This is a genomic window from Micromonospora sp. NBC_01739, assembly GCF_035920385.1.
Classification (GTDB): domain Bacteria; phylum Actinomycetota; class Actinomycetes; order Mycobacteriales; family Micromonosporaceae; genus Micromonospora.
On record NZ_CP109151.1, the window covers coordinates 6,060,220 to 6,085,083 of the forward strand.

The window sequence follows — 24,864 nt, forward strand, 5'->3', positions numbered from 1 at the left end:
GAAGGTGGCTGGCTGGTTACTGGGTGATGGCCGGATGGTCGGTGGAGGTGACCGGGTGGGGATGGCAGGCTGACCATGGGATGGCGCAGGACGTGGAGGTCGGACGGCCCATGGAGCAACATCCGCAACTGTTGCCGCTGTTGACGGTGGCCACCGGCCCGCTGCGCGGGTTGAGCTTCCGGCTGCGTCCGCACCCCATGGTGATCGGCCGGGACGCGGCGGCGGACATCGTCGTGCACGATCCCCACCTGAGTCGTCGACACGCCGAGGTCCGGCTGACCGGTGCGGGGGTCCGCCTGGTGGATCTCGGTTCCACCAACGGCACCTGGGTGAACGGGCTGCGTACCGCCGAGGCGGTCAGCCTGACCGACGGCGACATGATCCTGATCGGCCGCACCGAGCTGCGCTTCTTCGACCCCGCCCTGGCCCGGACCGACCCGGTGGGCCTGAGCTTCGGTATGCCCCTACAGGACCGGCGCAGCCCGCTGGTGCTGCCCACGGCTGCGGCCGACCTGGCGCCGGGACGGATCACCCTGGCCCCCTGACCGGTGGGCGCAACCGCTCCCGTGTGAGCCCCCGAGCCCCCTGAGCGGTCACCGCGTGGCAGACTCGCGCCAAAGCCTTAGTGGCCGTTCAGTTCGGCCATGTGGAGCGGACAGGGGAGGCCGGGTCATGGCGCGGGAATTCACCAGGGTGGGTGTGGTGGGTCTGGGCACCATGGGTGCCGGCATCGTCGAGGTGTTCGCCCGCAACGGCGTCGAGGTGGTCGCCGTGGAGATCTCCGAGGGCGCCCTGGAGCGGGGACGGGCCAACCTGACCGGCTCCACCGACCGGGCGGTGGCCCGGGGCAAGCTCGCCGAAGCCGACCGGGACGCCCTGATCGGCCGGGTCACCTTCGCCGTCGGACTGGGCGCCCTGGACTCCGTGGACCTGGTGATCGAGGCGGTCCCCGAGCGCCTGGACCTCAAGCAGCGCCTCTTCGCCGAACTGGACCGGGTGTGCAAGCCGGAGGCCATCCTGGCCACCAACACCTCCTCCTTGAGCGTCACCGAGATCGCGGTCGCCACCACCCGGCCCGACCAGGTGATCGGCATCCACTTCTTCAACCCCGCGCCGGTGATGAAGCTGGTCGAGGTGGTGCGCACGGTGGTCACCTCGGCCGAGGTGGTCGCGGACGTGGAGGCCCTGTGCGTACGCCTGGGCAAGGTGGACGTGACCATCACCGACCGGGCCGGGTTCATCGCCAACGCCCTGCTGTTCGGGTACCTCAACCAGGCGATCGGGATGTACGAGTCCCGCTACGCCACCCGTGAGGACATCGACGCCGCGATGAAGCTCGGCTGCGGCCTGCCGATGGGCCCGCTGGCCCTGCTGGACCTGATCGGTCTGGACACCGCGTACGAGATCCTGGACACCATGTACCGGCGGGGCGGACGGGACCGCCGACACTCCCCGGTGCCCCTGCTGCGGCAGATGGTGACCGCCGGGCTGTTGGGCCGCAAGTCCGGCCGAGGCTTCTACACCTACGAGCGGCCCGGCTCCGGCCGGCTCGTCCCGGACGAGTCGACCCCGGTGGCGTCGGCACCCCTGGAGGGGGCGCGAACGGTAGCCACGGTCGGGGTGGTCGGCTCGGGGACCCTGGCCGCCGGCCTGGTCGAGTCCTTCACCACCGCGGGCTACCAGGTCACCCAGGTCGACCCCGCCACCGAGTTGGCCTCCCTGGCCGAGGCGGACCTGGTGATCGAGGCGGTGGCCGACGAACCGGAGGTCAAGAAGGCGCTGTTCGCCGGCCTGGGTGAGGTCTGCAAGCCGGGGGCGGTGTTGGCCACCACCACCTCCACCCTGCCGGTGATCGAGCTGGCCATGGCCACCGGGCGTCCGGCCGAGGTGGTGGGCCTGCACTTCGCCAACCCGGCCACCCCGCTGGTGGAGATCGTCCAGACGATCCTCACCTCGGCGGAGACCACGGCCACCGCCCGGGCGGTCGTCGCCGCCCTGGGCCGGACCGGGGTGGTCTGCGGAGACTCCGCCGGGTTCATCGTCAACGCCCTGCTGTTCCCGTACCTCAACGACGCGGTACGGATGCTGGAGGCCCACTACTCCACCACGGACGACATCGACGCCGCGATGAAGCTGGGCTGCGGCTACCCGGCCGGCCCCTTCGAACTGCTCGACTCGATCGGACCGGACAGGTCGCTGGCCGTACTGCGGGCGGTGTACCGGCAGTCCCGCGAGCCCGGCCTGGCCCCGGCACCCCTGCTGGAACAACTGGTAACCGCCGCCCGCTCCTTCCGCGGGTAAGGAAGGGCACCCTTTTAACGCCTGCGGTAGAACAGGGGCCCCTTGTTAACACCAGCGCCCTCGGGGCCGCTGTAGGGCACGGTCGTACGCTGGACGGCGTGAGCCCCCGTCGTAACCGTCCCCGCCGTGACGACGCCGAGCGTCTGGACACCGAACGCGCCCGCCAGGGCGTCGCCTCGGTGCAGCAGTGGCGCGACGGCGACTGGCAGGTACGCGGGATCAGCGGCGGCTCGTCGGTCAAGACGTACCGCTGTCCCGGTTGTGACCAGGAGATTCGGCCCGGGGTGGCGCACCTGGTCGCCTGGCCTGCCGACGGCCGTGGCGACCTCACCGACCGGCGGCACTGGCACAGCGGGTGCTGGCGGGCCCGCGACCGCCGGGCCCCGGTCATCCAGCGCGGACGCGGCGCCCCACGCCACGGCTGAGACCCGGGCGCGGAGGCACAGCTGAGACCGGCGGGGCGATCTTTGTCACCTCGGGCGGCGGCTTGGAGCGCTACGCGGGAGGATGGCGGGGTGAGCGCATCGATCCGGGCGTCGTCGATCCTGCCGGGGCGACGGGAAGACATCGAGTTGCACACCGCGGACGGGCTCTGCCTGGTCGGTGAGTTGGCGCTTCCGGTCGACCGGCCCCCGGTGGCCACCCTGGTCTGCCTGCACCCCCTGCCCACCCACGGCGGGATGATGGACAGCCACGTGTTCCGCAAGGCGGCCTGGCGGCTGCCCGCCCTGGCCGAGGTGGCCGTGCTCCGGTTCAACACCCGGGGCACCAGCAGCGTGCGCGGTACCAGCGAGGGCACCTTCGACTCGGCCGTCGGCGAGCGCTTCGACGTGGCCGCCGCCATCGAGTACGCCGAATTCCACGAACTGCCGAACATCTGGCTGCTCGGCTGGTCCTTCGGCACCGACCTGGCCCTCAGGTACGGCTGCGACCCGGCGGTGACCGGCGCGATCCTGCTCTCGCCGCCGTTGCGCTTCTCCGAGCCGACCGACCTGGCCCAGTGGGCCGAGTCCGGCAAGCCGCTGACCGCCCTGGTGCCGGAGTTCGACGACTACCTCCGCCCCGAGCAGGCCCGGGAGCGGTTCGCCGCGGTGCCACAGGCCGAGGTGGTCGGGGTGCCCGGGGCCAAGCACCTGTGGGTCGGCGACGCCGAGACCGTGCTCGACGAGGTGGTCCGGCGGGTCAACCCGGCCGTGTCCGTGCCGCTGCCGACCACCTGGGACGGCCCGATGGAGACCGGCGACGCCAGCGCGTACGCCGACCGCACGGTGGCCGCCTTCTCCGACACCCCGGTGCCCGGCCCCCAGCAACGCCAGGCCGACTGAGGCTGACTACCGCCGCTTGAGGTGGCTGATGAAGGTCTGCCAGGTCGGTGGGGTGAAGGCGAGTATCGGTCCCTGGCGGTCCTTGCTGTCGCGGACGGCCACCACCTCGGGCAGGTTGTCGGCCACCTCGACACAGTCCGTGTTTCCACTGCGGGTGGCGGTGTGCCAGGTCGCGCCGGTCAGGTCCATGACTTCGCCACTTCCTTGAGGAGTTCGATCGACTGCTGGCGGGACAGGGCCTCGTTACGCACCGTCTCCCACCGTGCCAACAGGGTAGCCACATCGGACTCCCGGTCGGTGGGTCGGGCGGTCAGCTGGGCCTCCTGGCTCGCCACCCAGCCCCCTTCGGCGCCCCGGGCCAGCGAGAACGGCCCGGACAATCCGACGTGCAGCCCGACGCTGAGGGGGACGACATGGATGCTGATGTTCGGCCGTTCCGCGCAGGCGGCCAGCGACTCGACCTGATGGATCATCAACGTGTGGAAGCGTTCCTCCCGGCGGTGCAGGATGGCCTCGTCGATGACCGCGATGAGCTGCGGTGGATCCGGTCGGGTGAGGATGCTCTGCCGGTCCAGCCGGGCCGCCACCCGCTTCTCCACCTCCTCGTCGCTGAGCAGGTCGTCGCAGCGGATCACCGCGCGGGCGTACCCCTCGGTCTGTAGCAGCGCCGGGATCAGGGTGGGCTGGAAGATCCGCAGCTGGCTGGCCAGGCGTTCGGCGTCCAGCCAGGGCAGGAACCAGGATGGCTGGCCCTCCCGCTCGGCGATCCGCAACAACGCCACCAACAGCCCGCCGGAATGCAGCACCTCGTCGGCGCGGGCCAGCAACTGCCGGTCGTACGGTCGGCTGCCGGTCTCGACGGCGGAGACCATCGACGGCGAGTAGTGCACCAGTTTGCCGAATTCCTCCTGGCTCAGCCCGGCGGCGGTGCGCAGCCGACGTAACTGGGATCGGATCAGGTCGGCGCTCGATTCCTCCACAGTGCCTCCACAATCGGGTACCGAGAATCACTCACCAGGGGTCGGCGGGCCGTTGGTTCCGCAGCCAGATCACCACCACCTGCGATGACTTCCGACAGTAGTGCTTCGATCACCAGACTGTCAGCAGTGCCGGACCCGTTGGCTGCCATCAGGGCGTGGACGGGTTCAGGCCGGGTCGCCCCCACACCCCCGGTGGGCGCCCCGGGGTCGCCCACCCCATCCCCCGGGGTGGGCGGCCCGATCAAACCCACTTCGGGTACGTCCGTTGTCGCTGGAGCAGCAACAGACGTACCCAGAAGCCTGCTTCTCGGAGGTCGAGGTGCGTGTTCGTCCAGGGTCCGACGACGCATCCGCTGCGCCGACCGTCGGGGCGGCGGGTGGTGGGGGAGGGGGTGTGCTCAGGACCCGGCTGCCGACCCCGGGCCGTGGCCCCCACCCTGATCGGCCCCGCGCGACCGGCGCCGACACCCCGCACACCCCGCTGCGACCGATGTGGTGCTGTCGGGCGGACGGTCAGCCCTGGCCCTGCGCCCAGGCCCGGCTCCTGCTGCGGGCGGAGTACGAGGGGAATCCGATCGGCCTGTCGATCTACCTCGCCGGCCTGATGTACGAGGCGATGCGCGACCTCTACCGGCTCAACCCGTATGACGGCCCGCAGCCCAGAGCGCTGTTCGATCGCTTCGTAGCCTGGGGAGGACGCCGCCCCTCCCCGGAGCCGCCTCCTGACCGCTGAGCCGGACCCCTGCGCGGTGAACGCAGAGCCGGGGACCACCACCGAATGGTCGTCCCGGCCTGGCGGAGTGCGGGGTCAGTCTGAGATGATCTTGCTGGGTTTGGCGCTGCGCTCGTCCTTGGTCGGTTTGGTCGGGCGCTTGCCGTTCTCACCGGTGCTGGTGATCTTCGTGGGGGTGGCGCCCCGGCCGCCCGTGCCGGGCATCGCGGCCACCGTGGGTTCGCCGTCCACCCCCGCACTCGCCGTGCCGCCGTCGACCGTGGCCGGTTCGACCGCCGACTTCGCCGCAGGCTCATCCTCCACGGTGGTCACCGGCTCGGCGGCCGGCTTCGTCGCCGGGCCGTCGGCGCTGGGCTTCGTGACCTGGCCGTCGGCGGACGGATCACCGCCCTCGGCGGCGACACCGGCGGTCTCCAGGACCGGCCGATGGCCGTTCACCGGGGCCTCGGCGGGATCGACCGTCGGGTTGGCACCGGCGGGTGGGCCGCCGTTGACCGAAGGGCCCTCCACCGTACGGGCGACCGTGGCGGGGGAGGGGGCGGCAATCGCCGAGGAGACCCCGGCGGGGGCCGGTGAGGTGGGGCCGTCGGAGACCGTGGCCGCCGCCAGCCGCAGTTCCCGCACCTTGCGCTGCAACTCGTCGGACTCCTGCCGGGACTTCCAGGTCTCCTGACGCAGGTCGGCCAACTGCTGCTGGGCCTGGGCGATCTCCAACATCACCTGGGCCAGTTGCTGTCGGCCGGACGCCGCCTCCTGCTGGGTCGCGGCCAGGTGCTGCTGAGTGGTGGCCAGGTGCTGCTGGGTGGTGGCCGCGTACTCCTCGAACTGCCGACGGGAGGAGGCGACGTACTCGTCGGCCTCGCGTCGGGCGTTGGTGGCGAACTCCTCGGCCTGGGCGCGCAGCTCGGCGGCGTCCCGCTCGGCGGCCTGACGGATCTCGTCCGCGCCCTGCTCGATCTCGTTCTTGCGCGCGGTGTACTCCGCCTCCAGCGCCGCACGGCGGCTCTCGAACCCGGACTCCAGCTCGGCGGTGCGGGTGCGGATCTGCTCCTCGAGGGCGGTGGTACGGGTGCTGAAGCGCTGCTCCAACTCGGCCGTACGGGCCTGGTGCTGCTGCTCCAACTCCTCGCGGCGGCCGGTGTACTCGCGTTCGGCAGCGGCCTTGCGCTGGGCCAGTTCCCGGTCTGCGGCCTCCCGTCGGCCGTTGACCTCCTTCTCCACCCCGGCCCGCCAGGCCCCCAGTTCCTGCTGGGCCTGGGCCCGGGTGTGCTGGACGTGGGCCTCGGTCTCGTCGCGCATCCGCTGGGCGTACGCCTCGGTCTCGGCCCGGGTGCGCTTGGCCGCCTCGGTCGCCTGGGTGGTCAGCCGCTCGGCCTCCTGGCGGGCCTTGTTGCGGGCGGCCCGGCCGGCCTCGGCGGCGTCGTCGATGATCTGCTTGGCCTCCTGGCTGGCCTTGGCGTGGGTGGCCCGGCCGGTCTCGGTGGCCTGGTCGACCAGGCGCCTGGCCTCCTGCTGGGCCTTGGCATGCACCTCCTTGGCCGCCTCACGCAGCTGGGTGGCCTCCTGCTGGGCGGTGGCCAGCACCTCACGGGCCGACTCGCGCAGCTTCGTCGCCTCCTGCTGGGCCCGCTGATGGATCTCCTTGGCGGCGTCCCGGAGCTGGGTGGCCTCCTGCTCGGCCTTGGCCAGCGCCTCCTGGGCACCCTTGCGCAGCCGGGCGGCCTCCTCCTTGGCCGCCTTGCTGGCGGCCTCGGACTCCGCCCGGCGGGCTGCGGCCTGCCGCTCCTCCTCGGCGCGGCGGGCGGCCAGCGCGATCTCGAAGTCCTTGAGGGCCTCGGCGGCCTCGGCCCTAGCCTCGTCGATGATGTGTTCGGCGGCGGCCCGGCGCGCTTGGATCTCCTCGTTCGCGGCCGCGAGGATGTCCTCGGCCTGCTCCTCGGCGAGCGCGAGAATCTGCTCGACCCGCGGGCCGAGATGCCGGAAGGCGGCCCGGTCCACCACGGCGGACTGCTTGCGTACCGCAGCCAGATCCCGCTGGAGCACCTCGACCTGACCGGCCAGCTTGTGGATCTGGGAGAAGGCCTGCTCCCGTTCGGCCTCCAGGGCCGCGATCTCATGCTCCGCCCGAGCGACGTACTTCTCGACCTGTCGTTTGTCGTACCCCCGCAGGGCGGACTCGAAGCTGGGCTCCGTGGTCACATCCCCGCCGAGAGCGAACAGTTCCTCGCCGTGCGACATGCACCCATCCTCACACGCATCGGGCCCTCCTGGGGCGATACGGACGCCCCTGTTGGGAGCTAACTTCACCCGCCCAGGTGAGCGGTGCCCAGGGCCTGCGAAGGCAGGGCGACGCGGGGTGTCGCCGGTAACCCGGTGTCACCCCGCGTCGTGGTTCATGCCCCGGTGGTCGTCGTCAGCTGGAGGTTTCCGCGGTCACCTTCTTCTCGGCGTCGGCCGCCGGCTTGGCGGCCGGCTTCTCGGCCGCCGGGGTGTTGTTGCTGGGGACCCCCGGAACGATGCCGGCCAGGCCGGAGAGCATCTGCCCGAGCTGCGAGGTGACGGCGTCCTTCTGCCGGGTGAGGTCCTCGACCTCGCGGCGGGCCGCCTGGGTGGTCAGCTCGGCCTCGGTGCGGGCCTCGCTGAGCAGACGCTGGGACTCGGCGCGGGCCTCGCTGAGGGTCCGCTCGGCCAGGGCCTTGGCCTTCTCGATCGTCTCGGTGGCGTTGCGCTCCGACTCGACCCGCCGGGACTCGGCGCGCTGCTCGATCTCCTTGGCGCGCTCCTGGGCGGCGTGGGCCCGCTGCTCGGCCTCACCGACCAGCTTCTGGGTCTGCGCGACCTGGGCGGCGTGCCGCTCGGACTCCTCGCGCTCGGCCTTCTCCCGCCGCTCGGCGAGTTGCAGCTCCAGGGCCTGGAGGTCCTTGTCGCGCTTGTCGCGGGCGTCGGTGAGCAGCTTGGTCGCCTCGGCGCGCTTCTCCTCGGCCTCGCGGGCGGCCTTGGCCCGCTGCTGGGTGATCTCGCGCTCGGCGGTGGCGCGCAGGGTGGCGACCTCCCGCTCGACGGTCGACTTCAGCTCGGCCACCTCGTGCGCGGTGACCGTACGCAGCTGCTTGGTCTCGCGCTCCGCGTCGGCCCGCAGGGTGTCGGCCTCGCGGCGGGCCTGCACCCGGACCTCGGCCGCCTCCCGCTCGGCGGCGGTACGCAGGTTACCGGCCTCCCGCTCGGCGGTGGCCTTCATCGCGGCCGCCTCGGCCCGCGCCTTGTCGGTGATCTCCCGCGCCTCCAGGCGGGCGGCGGAGAGGATGCCCTCCGACTCGCGCTTGGCCTCGTTGCGGTGATCGTTGGCCTGCTCCTCGGCCAGCCGGAGGATCTGCTCGACCCGGGTGCCGAGGCCGGACAGCGTGGGGCGGCTGTTCTCCTCGAGCTGCTTGCTGGTGTCGGTGAGCTTCTGCTCCAGGGCGGTGAGCCGCTGCTCGGACTGGCGCAGCCGGCGCTGGGCGTCGTTGAGCGCCTGCTCGGCGTCGGCGCGGTCCTTGTTGGCCTGGCTCAGTGCGGCGTTCAGCCGGCCGATGAAGTCGTCGACCTGGCCGGTGTTGTATCCGCGCAGGCCAACCGTGAAATCTGGCTGCGAGTTCGCGTTATCGAAGAACGCGAGAGGGGAGGATTGCTGCTGGGGCATTGGGACATACTGGCAGACCCCCCGGGGTGCTTCGCAAGAGCGGCCCGCCCTTTGCCGTCCTCTTTACATGGTCAACTCGTAGGGTGACCGGAACCACGGCCCGACAGGCGATCTTGCCAGCTCGGGGAGGAGCCCTTCGGTACGCAGCGTGACGCAGAAAAAGCCATCGCAGCTATCCGTGCACCGCTTTTCTTTCCGCCTCCCGGGGTTCCCGCGAATGGATGTGGGGCCGGGAGGCGGAAAACCATTGCGCGTTCACCGAAAGGCCGTCGCCGGACCCGTCCTCGGGCCGACGACGGCCACACCCGTTGGTGGTGTCACGCCGGTCGATGAATTCGGCTCCCGGGGTCACCCGTGGGTGGGGTGCGGGGCGGGCTCGACCAGTTCGACCAGGACCCCACCGGCGTCCTTGGGGTGCACGAAGTTGATCCGCGAACCCGCCGTACCCCGTCGGGGGGTGTCGTAGAGCAGCCGCAGGCCGCGCTCCCGAAGCGCCGCGCAGGCCGCCTCGACATCCGCCACGGTGTATGCCACCTGCTGCACCCCCGGACCGTTGCGGTCGAGGAACTTGGCGATGGTCGAGTCCGGGGTCAGCGGGGCCAGCAGTTGCAGGCAGCCGCCCTCCGGGGTCGGCCCGACCGCCAGCATCGCCTCCCGTACCCCTTGTTCGGTGTTCGTCTCGGTGTGCACGCATCGCATACCGAAGGTCCGGGTGTAGAAGTCGATCGCGGCGTCGAGGTCGGCGACCGCGATCCCGACATGATCGATGCGGCGCAGACCGATGTCTGTGACATAGTCGGCAGCGGGCTCGACGGGGCTGTTCTCAGGCATGACGCTAGTCTGACCGAACAGTCGTTAAGGCGTACAGGTCGGCACCCCCCTCGGAGGCAGGTATGGCTTCGGTGATCGTCAGCGGCGCACGCACCCCGATGGGGCGGCTGCTGGGCAACCTCAAGGACCTACCGGCAACCAAGCTCGGCGGCATCGCGATCGCGGCCGCCCTGGAGCGGGCCGGAGTCGCCCCCGACCAGGTGCAGTACGTGATCATGGGCCAGGTGCTCCAGGCCGGTGCCGGGCAGATTCCGGCCCGCCAGGCCGCCGTGGAGGCGGGCATCCCGATGTCCGTACCGGCGCTGAACATCAACAAGGTCTGCCTCTCCGGCCTGGACGCGATCGCCCTGGCCGACCAGCTGATCCGGGCCGGCGAGTTCGACATCGTGGTGGCCGGCGGCATGGAGTCGATGACCAACGCCCCGCACCTGCTGCTCGGTCAGCGGGGCGGCCACAAGTACGGCGACGTGACCCTCAAGGACCACATGGCCCTCGACGGGCTGACCGACGCCTGGGACTGCTGCGCGATGGGTGAGGCCACCGAGCGGCACGGCAGCACCCGCGGCATCACCCGGCAGGAGCAGGACGAGTTCGCCGCGGCCAGCCACCAGCGCGCCGCCGCCGCCCAGAAGAACGGTCACTTCGCCGACGAGATCACTCCGGTGGTCATCCCGCAGCGCAAGGGTGACCCGCTGGTGATCAGCGAGGACGAGGGCATCCGCCCGGACACCACGGCCGAGTCCCTGGCGAAGCTGCGCCCGGCGTTCGCGAAGGACGGCACCATCACCGCGGGCAGCTCCTCGCCGATCTCCGACGGTGCCGCCGCGGTGGTCGTGATGAGCAAGGCGAAGGCCAAGGAACTCGGCCTGACCTGGCTGGCGGAGATCGGCGCGCACGGCAACGTGGCCGGTCCGGACAACTCCCTGCACTCGCAGCCCTCCAACGCCATCCAGCACGCCCTGCGCAAGGGTGGGCTGACCGTCTCCGACCTCGACCTGATCGAGATCAACGAGGCCTTCGCGCAGGTCGGCATCCAGTCCATCCGTGACCTGGGGGTCAGCCCCGACAAGGTCAACGTCAACGGTGGCGCGATCGCGCTGGGCCACCCGATCGGCATGTCCGGCGCCCGGCTCGTACTCACCCTGGCCCTGGAACTCAAGCGGCGCGGCGGTGGCACCGGAGCGGCTGCCCTCTGCGGTGGTGGCGGTCAGGGCGACGCCCTGATCATCCACGTTCCGGCTCCCTCCGAGACGCCGTGAGCGGGTCCCACGGCCACGCCCCGACCGTGGCCACCGGGTCGGTGCGCCGCAGTCGGGACGTACCGATGCTGGTCGAGCGGGCACGGGCCGGTGACCACCGCGCGGTGGCCCGGTTGATCACCCTGGTGGAGTCGGGCGACGAGACCCTGCCGGCGATCGCGGCGGCGCTGGCACCGTACGGCGGCCGGGCCCAGGTGGTCGGCCTCACCGGTTCCCCCGGGGTGGGCAAGTCGACCACCACCAACGAGTTGGTACGCGCCCTGCGGGCCCGGGGCCACCGGGTCGGGGTGCTCGCCATCGACCCCTCCAGCCCGTTCACCGGCGGGGCTATCCTCGGCGACCGGGTACGGATGCAGGACCACGCCACCGACCCCGGGGTCTACATCCGCTCGATGTCCAGCCGGGGGCACCTCGGCGGACTGTCCGCGGCCACCCCCCAGGCGGTACGGGTGCTGGAGGGGGCCGGCTGCGACGTCGTCCTGGTGGAGACCGTCGGGGTCGGGCAGGCGGAGGTCGACGTGGCCTCCCTGGCCGACACCACCCTGGTGCTGCTCGCCCCCGGGATGGGCGACGCCATCCAGGCGGTCAAAGCCGGAATCCTGGAGATCGCCGACGTCTTCGTGGTCAACAAGGCCGACCGGGACGGCGCCGACCACACCGTCCGGGACATCCAGGGCATGATCGCCCTGGGCGAGCGGGGACCGGGCCAGTGGCGCCCGCAGGTGGTGCGCTCGGTGGCCGCCCGGGGCGAGGGGATCGACGACATCGCCGCGGCGATCGACAAGCACCGCGGCTGGCTGGTCGAGCACGACGAGCTGCGTCGCCGCCGGGAGGCGCGGGCCGCCGCCGAGATCGAGGCCATCGCGCTCGGCACCCTGCGCGCCCGGATCGGCTCCCTGCGCGACGGTACGCAGCTGCCGACCCTGGCCGCCGAGGTGGCCGCCGGCACCACCGACCCCTACGCCGCCGCCAACACCCTCCTGACCCAACTCACCGACTAACCCCTCCCACCCCCTCGCCCGCCCCGCCACGTCGCTGTCGGCCCGCCCGCGCCGCCCCGCGCGCGCCCGCTGGTGGCCGCCCGCCCGCGCCGCCGCCCGCCCGCGCCGCCGCCGATCATGCACTTTTTGTCTCGACATAAGGTGCGAATAGGGCAATTAGGCGACCGAAACTGCATGATCGACGAGGGTGGTGGGTGGGGGTGCTCGGGGGTGGTGGGTGGGTGATGTGTCTATTGGGGAGGGTGCGGCGGTTAGGCTCGCAGCGGCCCGCGGGGTGCGGGGCGGTGTGAACGCGGGGAGCGAGCATGGAGCACGAGTCGACGCAGGAGTTGCCGGTTACTCCGGACGCGGTGGCGGGTGGGCGTACGGAGATCTCCGACGAAGTCGTGGAGAAGATCGCGGTGGCGGCGGCCAAGGCCGTGCCCGGGGTGGTCGAGTTGGGCGGGGATGTCGCCCGGTTCTTCAACGCGGTGCTCGACCGGGTCGGGCTCGACCAGGTCGGTGACGCCCGGCGCGGCTGCTCGGCCCATGTCACCGATGGGGCCGCCGTGATCAACCTGGTCATCGTGACGGACGCCGGGCATCCGGTGCCCGAGGTGACCAACGCGGTGCGGGCCGCGGTGACCCAGGCCATCGAGGCGTACGGGCTGCGGGTCGACGAGATCAACATCCGGGTGGACGACGTGGCCATCGGGGGGCCGGCGGCCTGAGGTCGCGGGACCCCGGTGGCCGGCCCGGGCTCGCCGGTCCGGTCCGAGGGCCGACGGAGGGGCGGTTACCGTCTGGTATCGATTTCCTTATCGATCGTTCAGGAAGGGCTCTACACTCGACATGCAGTCGTGAAGGACTCGAGGAGGAGCCCGGAGATGAACGCCGACGAGATCGCTGCCGGACGGGCCCGCTGGCAGGCCCGTTACGACGCCGCGCGCAAGCGGGACGCGGACTTCACCACCCTCTCCGGGATGCCTGTCGAGCCGGTCTACGGGCCACCCGAGGGTGCCGCGTACCCCGGGTTCGACCGGATCGGCTGGCCGGGCGAGTTCCCGTACACCCGGGGTCTTTATCCGACCGGCTACCGGGGGCGGACCTGGACCATTCGGCAGTTCGCCGGGTTCGGCAACGCCCGGCAGACCAACGAGCGCTACAAGATGATCCTCGGCGCCGGTGGCGGCGGACTGTCGGTCGCCTTCGACATGCCCACCCTGATGGGCCGCGACTCCGACGACCCGCAGGCCCTCGGCGAGGTCGGCCACTGCGGGGTGGCGGTGGACAGCGCCGCCGACATGGAGGTGCTCTTCGACGGCATCGACCTGGCCGGGGTCACCACCAGCATGACCATCTCCGGGCCGGCGGTGCCGGTGTTCTGCATGTACCTGGTCGCGGCCGAACGGCAGGGGGCCGACCTGTCCAAGCTCGACGGTACGTTGCAGACCGACATCTTCAAGGAGTACATCGCGCAGAAGGAGTGGCTGTTCGACCCCGAGCCGCACCTGCGTCTGATCGGCGACCTGATGGAGTACTGCGCCGCCGAGATCCCCCGGTACAAGCCGCTGTCGGTCTCCGGGTACCACATCCGGGAGGCCGGCTCGACGGCCGCGCAGGAGTTGGCGTACACCCTCGCCGACGGCTTCGGCTACGTGGAGCTGGGACTTTCGCGCGGCCTGGACGTCAATGTCTTCGCCCCCGGGCTGAGTTTCTTCTTCGACTCGCATGTCGATTTCTTCGAGGAGATCGCCAAATTCCGGGCCGCCCGCCGGATCTGGGCCCGCTGGCTGCGCGACGTCTACGGCGCGACCAGTGAGAAGGCCCTCTGGCTGCGATTCCACACCCAGACCGCCGGGGTGTCGCTGACCGCCCAGCAACCGGTCAACAATGTGGTACGCACCGCGGTGGAGGCCTTGGCGGCGGTGCTCGGCGGCACCAATTCGCTACACACCAACGCCCTGGACGAGACCCTGGCCCTGCCCACGGACGAATCCGCCGAGATCGCCCTGCGTACCCAGCAGGTGCTGATGGAGGAGACCGGGGTGACCAACGTGGCCGACCCCCTGGGCGGATCGTGGTACGTCGAGGCGCTGACCGACCGGATCGAGGCCGAGGCGGAGGAGATCTTCGCCCGGATCAAGCAGCTCGGTGGTGAGGGTCCGCACGCCATCGGCCCGATGACCTCCGGCATCCTGCGGGGCATCGAGGACGGCTGGTTCACCGGGCACATCGCCGAGTCGGCCTTCGTCTACCAGCAGGCGCTGGAGAAGGGCGACAAGAAGATCGTCGGGGTCAACTGCCACACCGGCACGGTCGCCAAGGACCTGGAGATCCTGCGCATCTCGCACGAGGTCGAGGTGGAGCAGCGCCGGGTGCTGGCCGAGCGCAAGGCCGGCCGGGACGAGGCGGCGGTACGCGCGGCTGTGGAGAAGATGGTGGCGGTCAGCCGTACCGAGGGGAACATGATCCCGGCGATGCTCGACGCCGTACGCGCCGAGGCCACCCTCGGCGAGATCTGTGACGCCCTGCGCGCGGAATGGGGCGTTTACCGCGAGCCTGCCCGGTTCTGACATCCACCTCGAAAGGGCGGCTGGGCAGGGGTGACAGTGGCAACTGTCTCCGGCCACGGTTGATCTGAGTTCGGCGCGGCGCGTGCGAGACTAGATAACCATGAGCGACCCACGGATCACCTCGTCGATCTTTACCCGCGGCGCGGTCGACCTCAGCGCGCTGCGCACCCCTGCACCCAGCCCCGCCCCGGCACCGACCCAGGCCGCTCCCCCCGCCGGCATCCCTGCCGGGCTACCGGGTGGCGCTGTCGGTGGGGTCACCGTCATCGACGTGACCGAGGCGACCTTCCAGTCGGAGGTGCTGGAGCGCTCCCTGAGCACACCCGTGGTGGTGTACTTCTGGGCCGAGTGGTGCCAGCCCTGCAAGCAGCTCTCCCCGGTGCTGGAACGGCTGGCCGTGGAGGGCGGCGGCGCCTGGGTGCTGGCCAAGGTGGACGTCGACGCCAACCCCCGGCTCGCGCAGATGTTCCGGGTACAGGGCATCCCGATGGTGTACGCGGTGGTCGGTGGCCAGCCGGTCGACGCCTTCTCCGGGGTGGTACCCGAGGCGCAGCTGCGCCAGTGGATCCAGGCGATCCTCAAGGCCGGCGGAGTCTCCGTGGCCGAACCGGAGGACCCCCGACTCGACGCGGCCGACGACGCCCTGATGGACGGTGACCTGGACGCCGCCGAGCAGGCGTACCGGAAGATCCTGGCCGAGACCCCCAACGACGCCGCCGCGGAGGCGGGCCTGGCCCAGGTCGGCCTCGCCCGCCGGGTGTCCGGTGCCGACCCCCAGACCGCGCTGGCCGCAGCGGAGGCCAAGCCGGACGATGTCGAGGCGCAACTGCTGGCCGCCGACATCGAGGTGCTCAGCGGCCAGGCCGAGCAGGCCTACCAGCGGCTCGTCGGCCTGGTCCGGCGCACCTTCGGTGAAGATCGGGAGAAGGTACGCCAGCACCTCGTCGGCCTGTTCACCATCGCCGGCCCGGAGGACCCGACGGTCGCCTCGGCCCGCCGAGCCCTGGCCAGCGCCCTGTTCTGACCCCAGCCACGCCAGCGCGGGCCGGCGCTACGCCGGCCCGCCTCGACCCCCACAGGACGGGAGCCCAGGTGAGCGCGAGGAGTGAGCTTGCGAGCCCCGCAGTCGCGAACGGAGGGCGAGGTCTGTGAGCGCGAGGAGTGAGCTTGCGAGCCCCGCAGTCGCGAACGGAGGGCGAGGTCTGTGAGCGCGAGGAGTGAGCTTGCGAGCCCCGCAGTCGCGAACGGAGGGCGAGGTCTGTGAGCGCGAGGAGTGAGCTTTCAAGCCCCGCAGTCGTGAACGACAGCGGCCCATGATGCGCCGGATCGCCGTCCTCGACGCGCCGAGCAACCTTGGCCTGCGCCCACCCACCCCCACCTCCGTTCCGGGCTGCGCCAAGGCCCCCGGCGCGCTACGTGACCAGGGCCTGCTGCCCCGGCTGCGGGCCCGCGACGCCGGCTGCCTGACCCCGCCTCGCTACGACGCCGGTGACTGGCGACCGGGGGACGGGGTGTGCCACGCACGGGAGATCGCCGACTACTCGGTGGCCCTGGCCGACCGGGTCGGCGCGATCATCGACCGGGGGGAGTTCCCCTTGGTCCTGGGCGGCGACTGCTCGATCATCCTCGGCACGGCTCTGGCCATGCACCGCCTGGGTGAGGAGATCGGCGGCCGGATCGGCCTGGTCTTCGTGGACGGTCACTCCGACTTCCGGCACCCTGGCAACGCCTCGTACGTGGGCGCGGCGGCCGGGGAGGATCTCGCCCTGGTCACCGGGCGGGGACAGGCCGACCTGGCGGCCATCGAGGGGCGCCGCCCCTACTTCCGGGACATCGACGTGGTGGTGCTCGGCATCCGGGCCCAGGACGAGTACCGCCTCGATCTGCAAGCCGCCGGGATCATCACCCGCCCGGTGCCGGCACTGCGCGCCGAGGGTGCCGCGCGTACCGCCCAGTGGGCGCACGAGCAGTTGGCCGACTGCGCCGGCTACTGGGTGCACGTCGACGTGGACGTACTCGACCCGGCCGTGATGCCTGCGGTCGACGCCCCCGATCCGGGCGGCATCGCCTTCGCCGAGCTGGAGATCCTGCTCGCCGGCCTGGTCGACACCCCGCACTGCCTCGGCGTCGAGCTGACCGTCTTCGACCCCGACTACGACCCGGACGGCACGTACGCCGCCGAGATCGTCAACACCCTGGTAGCCGGCCTGCGCCCGGTCACCGCCCCCGGCTCAGCTCCGCCCCGACTGCGCGCGGAGCGGCCCGACCGTTCCGCTCCGGCGCCCCGGCTCCCGGTGGACCGGCCGGACATTGCCGTGCTGCCGGATACGGACGGCACGGACCCCGCAGACGAGCATGATCATGCCGCGCCCGGCCCGGGTGGCTTGACCGCCTGAGCGACAGCTCACCCACCGTTCAGGTGGTGGGTGAGTTGAGCCGCCGGCTAGGCGAAGACCACGAGGGGTTCACCAGGAGACGGTACGCCCACGAAGCATGCGGCGCTGACCCGCGAACCCTGGTCCACCCGGCGTACGCCGTGCACCCGGGCGGCGTCGAACATCAGCAGGTCACCCTGGCGCGGAGCGCAGGACCAGTGCGGCTCGCCCAGGTCGGCTCGATCGAGGCCGTAGTCGCTGCGGCGGTGGGCGTCGTAGCTGCCCTCGTCAGTCCACAAGGTCCAGAATTCCACCTCGCCGCCATTGTCCGGTGGCGGCACCTCCAGGTAGATGTTGGTGCCGATCCGCCGGCGGAGACGGTGGGCGGCCAACAGTGGGATCGCCCGCTGGTCTATGTGCGGGTTGGCGTGCCCACCCGCCGGCCAGCGGCGAATGATTCCGGGCAGCATCATCCGGCCCTCGTGGCGGGCCACCGTTGCACCATCCGGCCACGTCTCGTCCAGCCGCAACCGTAGGTCGTCGAGCGGGGAGAGTCGGCCGGCGAAGACCTCCCGCCGAATGAGCTCGGTGGTCTCGGCTGCGGTCGCCATGTAGCGGTCTTCGTTCGCAGTCGACTCGCCAGCTTCCCCGATCGAGGTGCCGATGCTCTGGAAGTCCCCGGTCAGCGTGTAACGGGATGCCTCGCATACCCGGACGACGGCGGGCAGGACCGCTCGGCACATCGCCGGTGGGTAAAAATGCCGAACCCAAATCGCATCCAGGTCACCATTGGCCAGTTGGTTCAGCGTTGTCGAGGTCAACTCCTGGGCATACTTCATGCTCAGACCGCGATCTCACCGTGCCAGACGGTGACCCCGCGCCCGCCGAGGCGGATGCGGTCTCCCTGCCGGGTCAACCGCAGGGTGCCGCCGCGCGTGGAGAGCTGCTCGGCGACCAACTCGTCGCGGTGTAGTCGCTCGGCCCACCAACTGCCGATGGTGCAGTGGGCAGAACCGGTGACCGGATCTTCGGGAACACCCACGGCGGGATAGAAGCATCGGCTGACGATCCGGTCACGCTCATCGTCGTATGCGGTGAGGATGACGCCGCGTACCGGGATCGAGGCCAGTAGCGAAAGGTCGGGGCGTGCGGCACGGACATCGTGTGGGCTGGCGACCTCGACGAGCAGGTCGGACACCCCGCGGGCCACGGTTACGACGGTGACGTCGTCGGCGAGGGCGCGACGGAGCTCGGGCGGTGCCGACACTGGTGTCGGCGGATCGGCCGGGAAGTCCATCTCGATCCAACCGTCCGGCGACACCGTGCAGGTCAGCTCTCCGCTGCGGGTACGGAAGCGGGTCGAACCGCCCAGCACGTGCGCGGTGGCGAGGGTCGCGTGGCCGCAGAGGTCCACCTCGACCGTCGGGGTGAACCAGCGCAACTGCCACCAACCGTCCTGTCCGGGCAGCGCGAATGCCGTCTCCGAATGTCGCATCTCGCTGGCGATGGCCTGCATCCAGGCGTCATCGCGCTGTTCATCGAGGATGACCACACCGGCCGGGTTGCCGCGGAACGGCTCGTCCGTGAAGGCGTCAACGACGAACAGTCGGGTGCCGTTCGTATTCATGGAACCTCCCTCGTCCGCGGAGCAGGCCGGCCAGGGCGGGGCCCCACCACGAACTCACCTGGGGTGGTCGGTCAATGCGGGAGCCGGAGTGGCGCCGCTGAAGTAGAGCTTGGGATCGACCTCGAGGGCGGATGTGTAGGCCCCGGACATTTCCCGAGCAATCTGCCGGAGTTCCTCGGGCACCGGCGTGCGCGTGGTTCCTAGGGTCTGTTCCGTCGTGACTGAAGCAGGAGCGACTGACCCCGCTGCGGTCTGGGTACTGGCGAACATGCCTACCCCCGTTTCGTCGGACCGGATCGTTTCAGAATCTCCGGACGCGGCGGACACGACAACCACCATTCGGTGGATTCGGTTCGCGCGTCGTGCTGAATGACAGCTTTCCGACACCCGTGTCGAGTGATCGATGCTCATGTCTGCTTCTCCTGGTCGGTCTCAGCTAGCGGCTCCCGATCGGCCGCACCTGGTTGTGGTGGCACGAACCGCGTCAGCTTGTTCAGCGTCTCGCGGGTGGTCACCGTGTCGGGGTGTGCCTCGCCCAGCACCCGTTCGCGATCGAGGTGCAGTTGGGTCAACTCGGTCCGCGCGGTGTCGATCTTTCCTTGTTCTATGTGCACCTGGGCCAGCGTCCAACGCAGCCAAAGCACTTCTGGACGGTCCGCCTGGCCGGGCTCGACGCTGTTGAGCGCTGCCCCGCTCTCCTGTTCGGCCTCCTCGTATCGAGACAGCTCGTAAAGGCACCGGGCCAGGCTCTGTCGAACGAACAGGGTCTCCGGCTCTGTGGGTGCCCAGTGGCGCAGCCGGATCGCCAGGATCTCCCGCAGCATCGTCTCGGCTTCGGCGGTCCGGCCCTGGAGAAGGATCGCCCGAGCCAGGCTGTGCCGGATGACCATCGTGTCGGAATGCTCAGGCCCGCGAACCCTGTCCTCTGCGGCGACGATCGCGGTGAGTTCCTGTTCTGCCTCGGCCCACCGACCGTTCTGCGCCATGATGGCGCGGGCGAGTTTGTGCCGGCTGGCCAGCGTGTCCGCGTGATTGGCGCCAAGTACGGCCGTCCGATCGGCGATCAGCTCGCGAAGGAGTTCCTCGGCGTCGTGCGGTCGCTGCAACTCCAGCGCCGCGCGGGCCAGTTCGTGCCGTAGCGCCAGCATCTCTCTGTCCGTCGGGTTCACATCGAACGCCTGGCAGCCGGCCACCACAGCAACGAGCAACTCCTCGGCGGCAAGCGCCAGGCCGGTGGCGATCAGGTACCGCGCGGTCAGCCGTACCAGTTCCAGTGTTGCCAAGACGGTCACCCGCTCGTACCGCACTCCGCTGGTCAGCAGATAGTCCCGGGCGACCCCGATGGTGTGCGGAGCGATGAGGTACCAGCCGTCCCAGGCCGACTGCGCGTCCGGGTTTCGGTCTTTGACCGCCGCGGTCAGCATCTTGCTGATCAGGCTGTAGTACTCGTTGGTTCGTTGCCGGAGATCTGGGTGGTCGCGCATCATCCCGTGCACCAGTGGATGTAGCGACATGACGTGCCGGAAGTCCTCGTCGCGGACGGACTCCACCTCGTACAACTCGATCAGGGAGAGGTCGGCGAGACCTTCCAGCACGGTGAGTCGCTGTCGGCCGGTGAACTCGGAGAACAGCGGAGATCGCATCAGGGCCTGCTGGTCGAGCACCCGGTGGTAGGGCACGGGCGCGACGTTGAGGCAGGCGAGAACCCGCAGCAGATTGCCGGCCTGGGTCAGCCCTCGCCGAGCCAACAGGTCCAGGGAGATGTCGAAGACACTGCTGGTGACACCGAGGCCGGTCGGCTCGTCGAGTTCCCCCCGAGCACCTGGCGGTAGCGCGAAACGCTGTTGCAGGTCCTGTAGGTAACTGTCGAAATTCCGCAGCACCTGAGTGCCCTGCCAGACCCGCGTGGTGTGGACGGACTTCAGGTAGTCGCCGACGGCGCGTAGCGCGAGTGGCAGCCCACCGAGCGCGGCGCTGAGTCGCTGAGCCTGTTCCACGGTACCGGCCACGCTGCCGGCCCGGTCGAGCAGCACCAGGGCACCGTCCTGCTCACTCAGCGGCGGCACCGGGTGCCGCACCGACCAGGACGGCCAGGTGGTGCGGTCGCCGTCGCGGCTGGTGATGATCACGAGGTTGTCTGGGTCCGTCGGTGGGCGCAGCCAGCCGGTGCCGTCCGCGATGTCCTCGTCAACCGGGTCGAGCAACCGCGGTTCGTCGACGTTGTCGATGATGAGCACCCAACGCTGCTCGGCCTGGTTGAGGAAGCGCCAGACAAGGTCGGTCGCGCTTGAGCCGCCGGACCACGCCCGGTCCACCAGACCAGTCGGTGCACCGAGTCGACTGGCGACCTCACGCATGCCGGAACTCAATCGGAGCGCCGAGACCCACCAGACCTGGCGTCCCTGCCGGAGAGCGCGGCTTGCGATCTCCAGCGCCAGGTGACTCTTGCCGCTGCCGGGAAGACCGTGCAGAACGTGCACGGATGGGCCGCTCCGGCCGGTACGGAATTCGCCGGTGATCTCTTTGAGCAAGTCATCCCGCCCGTAGACGGGTGAGGTGAGGCGGGCCAGGGGTGGGTCGATGGAGATCCGGCCGGCCCGGTCCGGCCGGTCCAGGGCAGTGCTGCTCGCCGGTGCGGTCCTGACCGATGCAGGCGGCTTCGATGACGAGTCGGTCCGTTCCGCGGCGGGGGAGGCCGCAGGTTCGATCTCGGGTTCGCCGGGCTCCTCGGCCGCTGTCTGGATCTCTTTCTTGAGCGCCCGATAGCATGAGTCTTCGGGGGAACTGGGCCGGATCACCGAGAAATGATCACCGGGAAGAACGCCGGTCATGGTGAAGGTCCAGTTGGCGAGCACCGGCGGGACGATGTTGTCGGATATCCCAGCGTAGGTCGAGACGGGGATCGGCCATTCCGTGGCGGTGCGCTCGCGGGCCTGAAGTACGCCACGAATCACCGCGTTGTGGGTCTCGATGATTCCCTCGTGCAGTGGACGCAATTCCCGTTCCTGGGGACTGCGTCGTCGTAGGGTCAGTTTGCGCAACGAGCCGAGGAACTGTGACCCGGAATTCGGACAGGCGAACATCACCACCCGGCGGATCGGGGCCAACTCGTGACCGTGCGCCGCAGCCAGGGTGCGCGCCAGGAACCGTTGGACGATCAGACCACCCTGGCTGTGCGAGACGAGTACCACCAGCCGGGCGTCGGCCGGAAGATCGTCCCGCAGATATGTGCGCAGCCGGTCGGCGATGTCGTTGAGATGGGGAATCCGGCGGTCCGGCCGGAACCGAACGAGTTGCGAGGCGTACTCGAAGAAGTGAATCCGTAGCCCTGGCAGCTCTGGATCCTTGGACAGCAGCTCCGTCATCGGAAGCCAGGCGCGCCGGGAGGAGAGCAGGCCATGGACGAAGACGACGTCGATCCGGTTCACTTCGCCTCACCATCCCCGGCTGCGCCGGCAGGTGATCCGGCTGGTGCTCCCGTGCTGTTCGGGCGGTGACCGGCATTCGGCGGATCGGTTGGTCTGGTGGCCGCGAGGATGTCGACGACCACGCGGGTGAGCAGAGTCGCTACCGCCAACGCCAGGCAGACCGCCAGCAGCGTCCTGGGAACCGGACCGGGCGCCACGTAATCGGCGAGCACCAGTAGCGACAGGGTGAGGCCGCCCATGATCGTACTTACGATGAAAATGGAATATGCGCGTACCCGGGGTCGAGTCCAAAATCTGACACCATCGGGATCCTCGCGCCGGGTGTGCCGGTTCTGCTGGCCCAGTCGGTCGAGGAAGCGGGATTCCCAGATCAACGCGAGCATCAACACCGGTAGTACCTGGGCGCTGGTTGCATAGAAGTCAGGGAACAACGTGGACCTCCGCTGGGGTCGGAAGTCTTATCATCCGCTGCTCTGGCGCAGGCATGGATCGCACGATTGGTTGACATCATATCGGCGTATGTCGCGCGGAGCCGCATGAATGGTGGTCAGCGATGGTACGGCAATTGCGCCCGCGAACCGGCCGAATTCGCGTGCGGGATGGATGGCCGATCGCTGTCGGGTGAATGATTCCGGAGCGTGACCAGGTGGGGTGGCGGAGCCTGTCCGCGTGCGGGTCCCGTTGATCTGCGGATAGGCCGTCACCTCGGTAGATCTTGCGTAGGCCGACCCGTGACGATCCGTAGTCGGGTTGGGTTGGCCGGGTGAGGAAAGCGGTAGGTCCGCCGGTCAGGAGAGGGCGCGGAGGAAGCGCTCGGCGATCGGGACGGCCGTGCCGCTGCCGGAGCCGCCCTTCTCGACGAAGACCGCGAAGGCCACCTCGCCCTGCCAGCCGATGAACCAGGCGTGGGTGTTCTTCGGGTTGTTGTCGTACTCGGCGGTGCCGGTCTTGCCGTGCACCGGTTCGCCGGGCACATCCTTCAGGGCGCTGCCGGTGCCGCTGGTGACGACGGTACGCATCATCTCGCGGATGGCCGCTACGGCCTCGGGCTTCAACTCCGGGCCCGGCTCACCGGCCGCCTCCGGGGCCGGGTCCAGGACCAGCTTCGGTGGGGTGAAGGCACCCTTGGCCACCGCTGCGGTCGCCGCGGCCATGGCCAGTGGGCTGACCACCGTGGTGCCCTGCCCGATCGCGGCGGCGGCCTGTTCGGTGGCGCCACCACCGGCGGAGACCTTACCGGTGAAGGCGTCCAGTCCCACCTGCCATTGACCCTCCAGGCCCAGGTTGCGGCCGGTGGCGGCCAGTCCGTCGGGGCCGAGTTGCGGGGCCAGGGCGGCGAAGGCGGTGTTGCAGGACTTGGCGAAGTTGGTGCGGAACGGCACCTCGCCGAGTTCGAAGTCGTTGGAGTTCTTGAAGGACCGGCCGTCGACGACGAGGGTCTTCGGGCAGTCCACGTCCGTGTCCGGGGTTACCGTGCCGCGTTCGACCAGGCCGAGCGCGCTGACCATCTTGAAGGTGGAACCCGGCGGCACCTGGGCGGTGAAGGCCAGGTTCTCCCCGGCGGCGCCGGGGCCGTTGGCGGCGGCGAGGATCGCGCCGTCGCTGATCCGTACGGCGACCAGGGCGGAGCGTCGTCGTTCGGCCCGCAAGGCCTGGTCGGCGGCCTTCTGGGTGGCGACGTCGAGGGTCGTCTTGACCGGTTTGCCGGGCTGCGCCTCGCGCTGGAACACCTCGGTGTCGGTGGGCACCAGGGTCCCGTCCGGCCCGGGCCGCTTGATGATCACGGTGAGGCCGGGGACGCCGCGCAAGTGCTCGTCCCAGCGGCCCTGCAACCCGCCGTGCCCGACCAGGTCGCCGGGGGAGTAGCGGTCCGGATGCTTGGCCAGGTCCTCGGCGTGCGCCGGGTCGACCGTGCCCAGCACCGCCCGGGCGAACTCCCGGGTCGGGGCCAGGTCTAGTTTGTCGCTCTGGAACTTCGTCCCCGGCAGGTCGTAGATTCGCGACCGGATCTGCCGGTACGCCTCGTCGCGGAGGGTCACCACCTCCACGAAGGCGTCCGGTTTCGCCTCCGCCAGCCGCTTCGGCAGACCCGACAGGTCGACCGGTGGGGTGATCGCCGGGCGGATCGCCCGGAAGGCGGCCTCCAGCTCACGGGTCACCGCCTTGACGTCGGTGACCTCGCTGGGTTGCAGCCCTACCCGGACCACCTCGCGGGGGGCCACGATCGGCTGGTCGTCGGCGTCGAGCACGCTGGCCCGGGGGGCCCGATCCCGCCGCAGCCCCAGCCGGTCACCCCGGGTGAGCTGCTCCTGGACGATCTGCGGCTCCCAGATCACCTGCCACTGGTCGTCGCGGCCCTGGGTGAGTCGTACCGGCCGGTCGTAGGTCCAGGTGGTCTCGCCCGGCAGGGTCCATTCCAGGCGTACGGTCGCGGTGGCGGTGTTCTGCACGATCGTCGGCTCGCCCTGCCGGGCCAGGGTGAGCGGGGCGTCCACCAGTTCGCCGGAGAGTTCCCGGATCTCCTGGACGACCGTGCCGGCAGGGATCTTGGCGCCGGTCGGGTCGACGAAGCCGATCGAGTTCAGGTCGCCGGAGCGCCAGCCGGTGAGGAAGGCATCGACGGTGCGTTCCGGGCCGTCCTCGCCGGAGCAGGCGACCAGGCCCGCCGAGGCGACGAGACAGGCGACCGTGGCGGCGAGTCGTGACCATTGGTGACGCTGTCGGTGCGGCCGGTGCATCAGAACTGGTTCCTCCCCGTAAGGCTGCCCTG

General features: G+C 70.4%; 22 protein-coding genes. 11 read left to right on the forward strand and 11 right to left on the reverse strand.

Annotation, left to right across the window (positions count from 1 at the left end; genetic code table 11):
• Positions 1-80: 80 nt before the first annotated feature.
• From OIE53_RS27550 to OIE53_RS27565, 4 genes are all read left to right on the forward strand, one after another.
• The gene (locus OIE53_RS27550) at positions 81-545 is read left to right on the forward strand and encodes an FHA domain-containing protein (protein ID WP_327024342.1); all 465 of its coding nucleotides are present in this window, start codon (positions 81-83) and stop codon (positions 543-545) included.
• A 127-nt stretch (positions 546-672) separates the two neighbouring features.
• Positions 673-2,301, forward strand: coding sequence for a 3-hydroxyacyl-CoA dehydrogenase family protein (locus OIE53_RS27555; RefSeq protein ID WP_327024343.1), 1,629 nt, complete (start codon positions 673-675; stop codon positions 2,299-2,301).
• Positions 2,302-2,399: 98 nt separating this feature from the next.
• A complete protein-coding gene (locus OIE53_RS27560; protein ID WP_102660231.1) occupies positions 2,400-2,726 on the forward strand; it encodes a hypothetical protein in 327 nt (108 codons plus the stop codon).
• Between the two features lie 90 nt (positions 2,727-2,816).
• Positions 2,817-3,626: an alpha/beta hydrolase gene (locus OIE53_RS27565; protein ID WP_327024344.1), complete on the forward strand. Its 810-nt coding sequence runs from the start codon at positions 2,817-2,819 to the stop codon at positions 3,624-3,626.
• Positions 3,627-3,632: 6 nt separating this feature from the next.
• Here OIE53_RS27565 and OIE53_RS27570 read toward each other — a convergent pair whose 3' ends face one another.
• Entirely contained in the window at positions 3,633-3,815 is a 183-nt protein-coding gene (locus tag OIE53_RS27570; protein ID WP_327024345.1) for a DUF397 domain-containing protein, read from the reverse strand.
• Entirely contained in the window at positions 3,806-4,606 is an 801-nt protein-coding gene (locus OIE53_RS27575; RefSeq protein WP_327024346.1) for a helix-turn-helix domain-containing protein, read from the reverse strand. Before OIE53_RS27575 ends, OIE53_RS27570 begins: the two co-directional genes overlap by 10 nt.
• 394 nt (positions 4,607-5,000) lie before the next feature.
• Here OIE53_RS27575 and OIE53_RS27580 point away from each other — a divergent pair, with 394 nt between their 5' ends.
• Positions 5,001-5,339: a hypothetical protein gene (locus OIE53_RS27580; RefSeq protein WP_327024347.1), complete on the forward strand. Its 339-nt coding sequence runs from the start codon at positions 5,001-5,003 to the stop codon at positions 5,337-5,339.
• A 75-nt stretch (positions 5,340-5,414) separates the two neighbouring features.
• On the opposite strand, the gene OIE53_RS27585 is transcribed toward OIE53_RS27580, so the two are convergent.
• The 3 genes from OIE53_RS27585 to mce all read right to left on the reverse strand — a co-directional run bounded on the left by OIE53_RS27585 (position 5,415) and on the right by mce (position 9,849).
• Positions 5,415-7,577, reverse strand: coding sequence for a hypothetical protein (locus OIE53_RS27585; RefSeq protein WP_327024348.1), 2,163 nt, complete (start codon positions 7,575-7,577; stop codon positions 5,415-5,417).
• A 175-nt stretch (positions 7,578-7,752) separates the two neighbouring features.
• On the reverse strand, positions 7,753-9,018 hold the full coding sequence (locus OIE53_RS27590; RefSeq protein ID WP_327024349.1) for a DivIVA domain-containing protein: 1,266 nt from the start codon (positions 9,016-9,018) through the stop codon (positions 7,753-7,755).
• 348 nt (positions 9,019-9,366) lie between these two features.
• On the reverse strand, positions 9,367-9,849 hold the full coding sequence (mce, locus tag OIE53_RS27595) for a methylmalonyl-CoA epimerase (protein ID WP_327024350.1): 483 nt from the start codon (positions 9,847-9,849) through the stop codon (positions 9,367-9,369).
• 62 nt (positions 9,850-9,911) lie between these two features.
• On the opposite strand from mce, the gene OIE53_RS27600 reads away from it, so the two are divergent.
• The 6 genes from OIE53_RS27600 (at position 9,912) to OIE53_RS27625 (ending at position 17,060) form a co-directional block, all read left to right on the forward strand.
• Entirely contained in the window at positions 9,912-11,108 is a 1,197-nt protein-coding gene (locus tag OIE53_RS27600; RefSeq protein WP_327024351.1) for an acetyl-CoA C-acetyltransferase, read from the forward strand.
• Between the two features lie 65 nt (positions 11,109-11,173).
• Positions 11,174-12,109: a methylmalonyl Co-A mutase-associated GTPase MeaB gene (meaB, locus tag OIE53_RS27605; RefSeq protein WP_327027453.1), complete on the forward strand. Its 936-nt coding sequence runs from the start codon at positions 11,174-11,176 to the stop codon at positions 12,107-12,109.
• A 305-nt stretch (positions 12,110-12,414) separates the two neighbouring features.
• Positions 12,415-12,819, forward strand: a complete 405-nt coding sequence (locus tag OIE53_RS27610) for an Asp23/Gls24 family envelope stress response protein (protein ID WP_327024352.1) — start codon at positions 12,415-12,417, stop codon at positions 12,817-12,819.
• A gap of 156 nt (positions 12,820-12,975) precedes the next feature.
• A complete protein-coding gene (locus OIE53_RS27615; protein WP_327024353.1) occupies positions 12,976-14,664 on the forward strand; it encodes an acyl-CoA mutase large subunit family protein in 1,689 nt (562 codons plus the stop codon).
• Positions 14,665-14,764: 100 nt separating this feature from the next.
• Positions 14,765-15,688 (forward strand): tetratricopeptide repeat protein, encoded by a 924-nt coding sequence (locus tag OIE53_RS27620; RefSeq protein WP_327024354.1) that lies wholly within the window; start codon positions 14,765-14,767, stop codon positions 15,686-15,688.
• A 289-nt stretch (positions 15,689-15,977) separates the two neighbouring features.
• On the forward strand, positions 15,978-17,060 hold the full coding sequence (locus OIE53_RS27625; RefSeq protein WP_327024355.1) for an arginase family protein: 1,083 nt from the start codon (positions 15,978-15,980) through the stop codon (positions 17,058-17,060).
• Between the two features lie 47 nt (positions 17,061-17,107).
• Here OIE53_RS27625 and OIE53_RS27630 read toward each other — a convergent pair whose 3' ends face one another.
• The 6 genes from OIE53_RS27630 to OIE53_RS27655 all read right to left on the reverse strand — a co-directional run bounded on the left by OIE53_RS27630 (position 17,108) and on the right by OIE53_RS27655 (position 24,832).
• The gene (locus tag OIE53_RS27630; protein WP_327024356.1) at positions 17,108-17,782 is read right to left on the reverse strand and encodes a 2OG-Fe(II) oxygenase; all 675 of its coding nucleotides are present in this window, start codon (positions 17,780-17,782) and stop codon (positions 17,108-17,110) included.
• Between the two features lie 98 nt (positions 17,783-17,880).
• Positions 17,881-18,666 (reverse strand): PhzF family phenazine biosynthesis protein, encoded by a 786-nt coding sequence (locus tag OIE53_RS27635; RefSeq protein WP_327024357.1) that lies wholly within the window; start codon positions 18,664-18,666, stop codon positions 17,881-17,883.
• Between the two features lie 54 nt (positions 18,667-18,720).
• A complete protein-coding gene (locus OIE53_RS27640; protein ID WP_327024358.1) occupies positions 18,721-19,077 on the reverse strand; it encodes a hypothetical protein in 357 nt (118 codons plus the stop codon).
• Complete coding sequence (locus OIE53_RS27645) at positions 19,074-22,094, reverse strand: alpha/beta fold hydrolase (RefSeq protein WP_327024359.1); 3,021 nt, start codon at positions 22,092-22,094, stop codon at positions 19,074-19,076. The genes OIE53_RS27640 and OIE53_RS27645 overlap by 4 nt, the downstream gene beginning before the upstream one ends.
• Positions 22,091-22,525 carry a hypothetical protein gene (locus OIE53_RS27650; protein WP_327024360.1) on the reverse strand — a complete coding sequence of 145 codons (435 nt, stop codon included), beginning with the start codon at positions 22,523-22,525 and terminating at the stop codon, positions 22,091-22,093. Before OIE53_RS27650 ends, OIE53_RS27645 begins: the two co-directional genes overlap by 4 nt.
• Before the next feature lie 357 nt (positions 22,526-22,882).
• Positions 22,883-24,832 carry a penicillin-binding transpeptidase domain-containing protein gene (locus OIE53_RS27655; RefSeq protein ID WP_327024361.1) on the reverse strand — a complete coding sequence of 650 codons (1,950 nt, stop codon included), beginning with the start codon at positions 24,830-24,832 and terminating at the stop codon, positions 22,883-22,885.
• Between the last annotated feature and the right edge of the window lie 32 nt (positions 24,833-24,864).

Excerpts from the sequence above, each read along its gene's own strand:
- OIE53_RS27555 (WP_327024343.1), top strand. The coding sequence starts at position 673 with ATGGCGCGGGAATTCACCAGGGTGGGTGTGGTGGGTCTGGGCACCATG.
- OIE53_RS27655 (WP_327024361.1), bottom strand. The coding sequence starts at position 24,832 with ATGCACCGGCCGCACCGACAGCGTCACCAATGGTCACGACTCGCCGCC.
- OIE53_RS27640 (WP_327024358.1), bottom strand. The coding sequence starts at position 19,077 with ATGAGCATCGATCACTCGACACGGGTGTCGGAAAGCTGTCATTCAGCA.
- mce (WP_327024350.1), bottom strand. The coding sequence starts at position 9,849 with ATGCCTGAGAACAGCCCCGTCGAGCCCGCTGCCGACTATGTCACAGAC.
- OIE53_RS27585 (WP_327024348.1), bottom strand. The coding sequence starts at position 7,577 with ATGTCGCACGGCGAGGAACTGTTCGCTCTCGGCGGGGATGTGACCACG.
- OIE53_RS27630 (WP_327024356.1), bottom strand. The coding sequence starts at position 17,782 with ATGTGCCGAGCGGTCCTGCCCGCCGTCGTCCGGGTATGCGAGGCATCC.
- OIE53_RS27625 (WP_327024355.1), top strand. The coding sequence starts at position 15,978 with ATGATGCGCCGGATCGCCGTCCTCGACGCGCCGAGCAACCTTGGCCTG.
- OIE53_RS27610 (WP_327024352.1), top strand. The coding sequence starts at position 12,415 with ATGGAGCACGAGTCGACGCAGGAGTTGCCGGTTACTCCGGACGCGGTG.
- OIE53_RS27615 (WP_327024353.1), top strand. The coding sequence starts at position 12,976 with ATGAACGCCGACGAGATCGCTGCCGGACGGGCCCGCTGGCAGGCCCGT.
- OIE53_RS27590 (WP_327024349.1), bottom strand. The coding sequence starts at position 9,018 with ATGCCCCAGCAGCAATCCTCCCCTCTCGCGTTCTTCGATAACGCGAAC.
- OIE53_RS27570 (WP_327024345.1), bottom strand. The coding sequence starts at position 3,815 with ATGGACCTGACCGGCGCGACCTGGCACACCGCCACCCGCAGTGGAAAC.
- OIE53_RS27620 (WP_327024354.1), top strand. The coding sequence starts at position 14,765 with ATGAGCGACCCACGGATCACCTCGTCGATCTTTACCCGCGGCGCGGTC.
- OIE53_RS27550 (WP_327024342.1), top strand. The coding sequence starts at position 81 with ATGGCGCAGGACGTGGAGGTCGGACGGCCCATGGAGCAACATCCGCAA.
- meaB (WP_327027453.1), top strand. The coding sequence starts at position 11,174 with ATGCTGGTCGAGCGGGCACGGGCCGGTGACCACCGCGCGGTGGCCCGG.
- OIE53_RS27635 (WP_327024357.1), bottom strand. The coding sequence starts at position 18,666 with ATGAATACGAACGGCACCCGACTGTTCGTCGTTGACGCCTTCACGGAC.
- OIE53_RS27600 (WP_327024351.1), top strand. The coding sequence starts at position 9,912 with ATGGCTTCGGTGATCGTCAGCGGCGCACGCACCCCGATGGGGCGGCTG.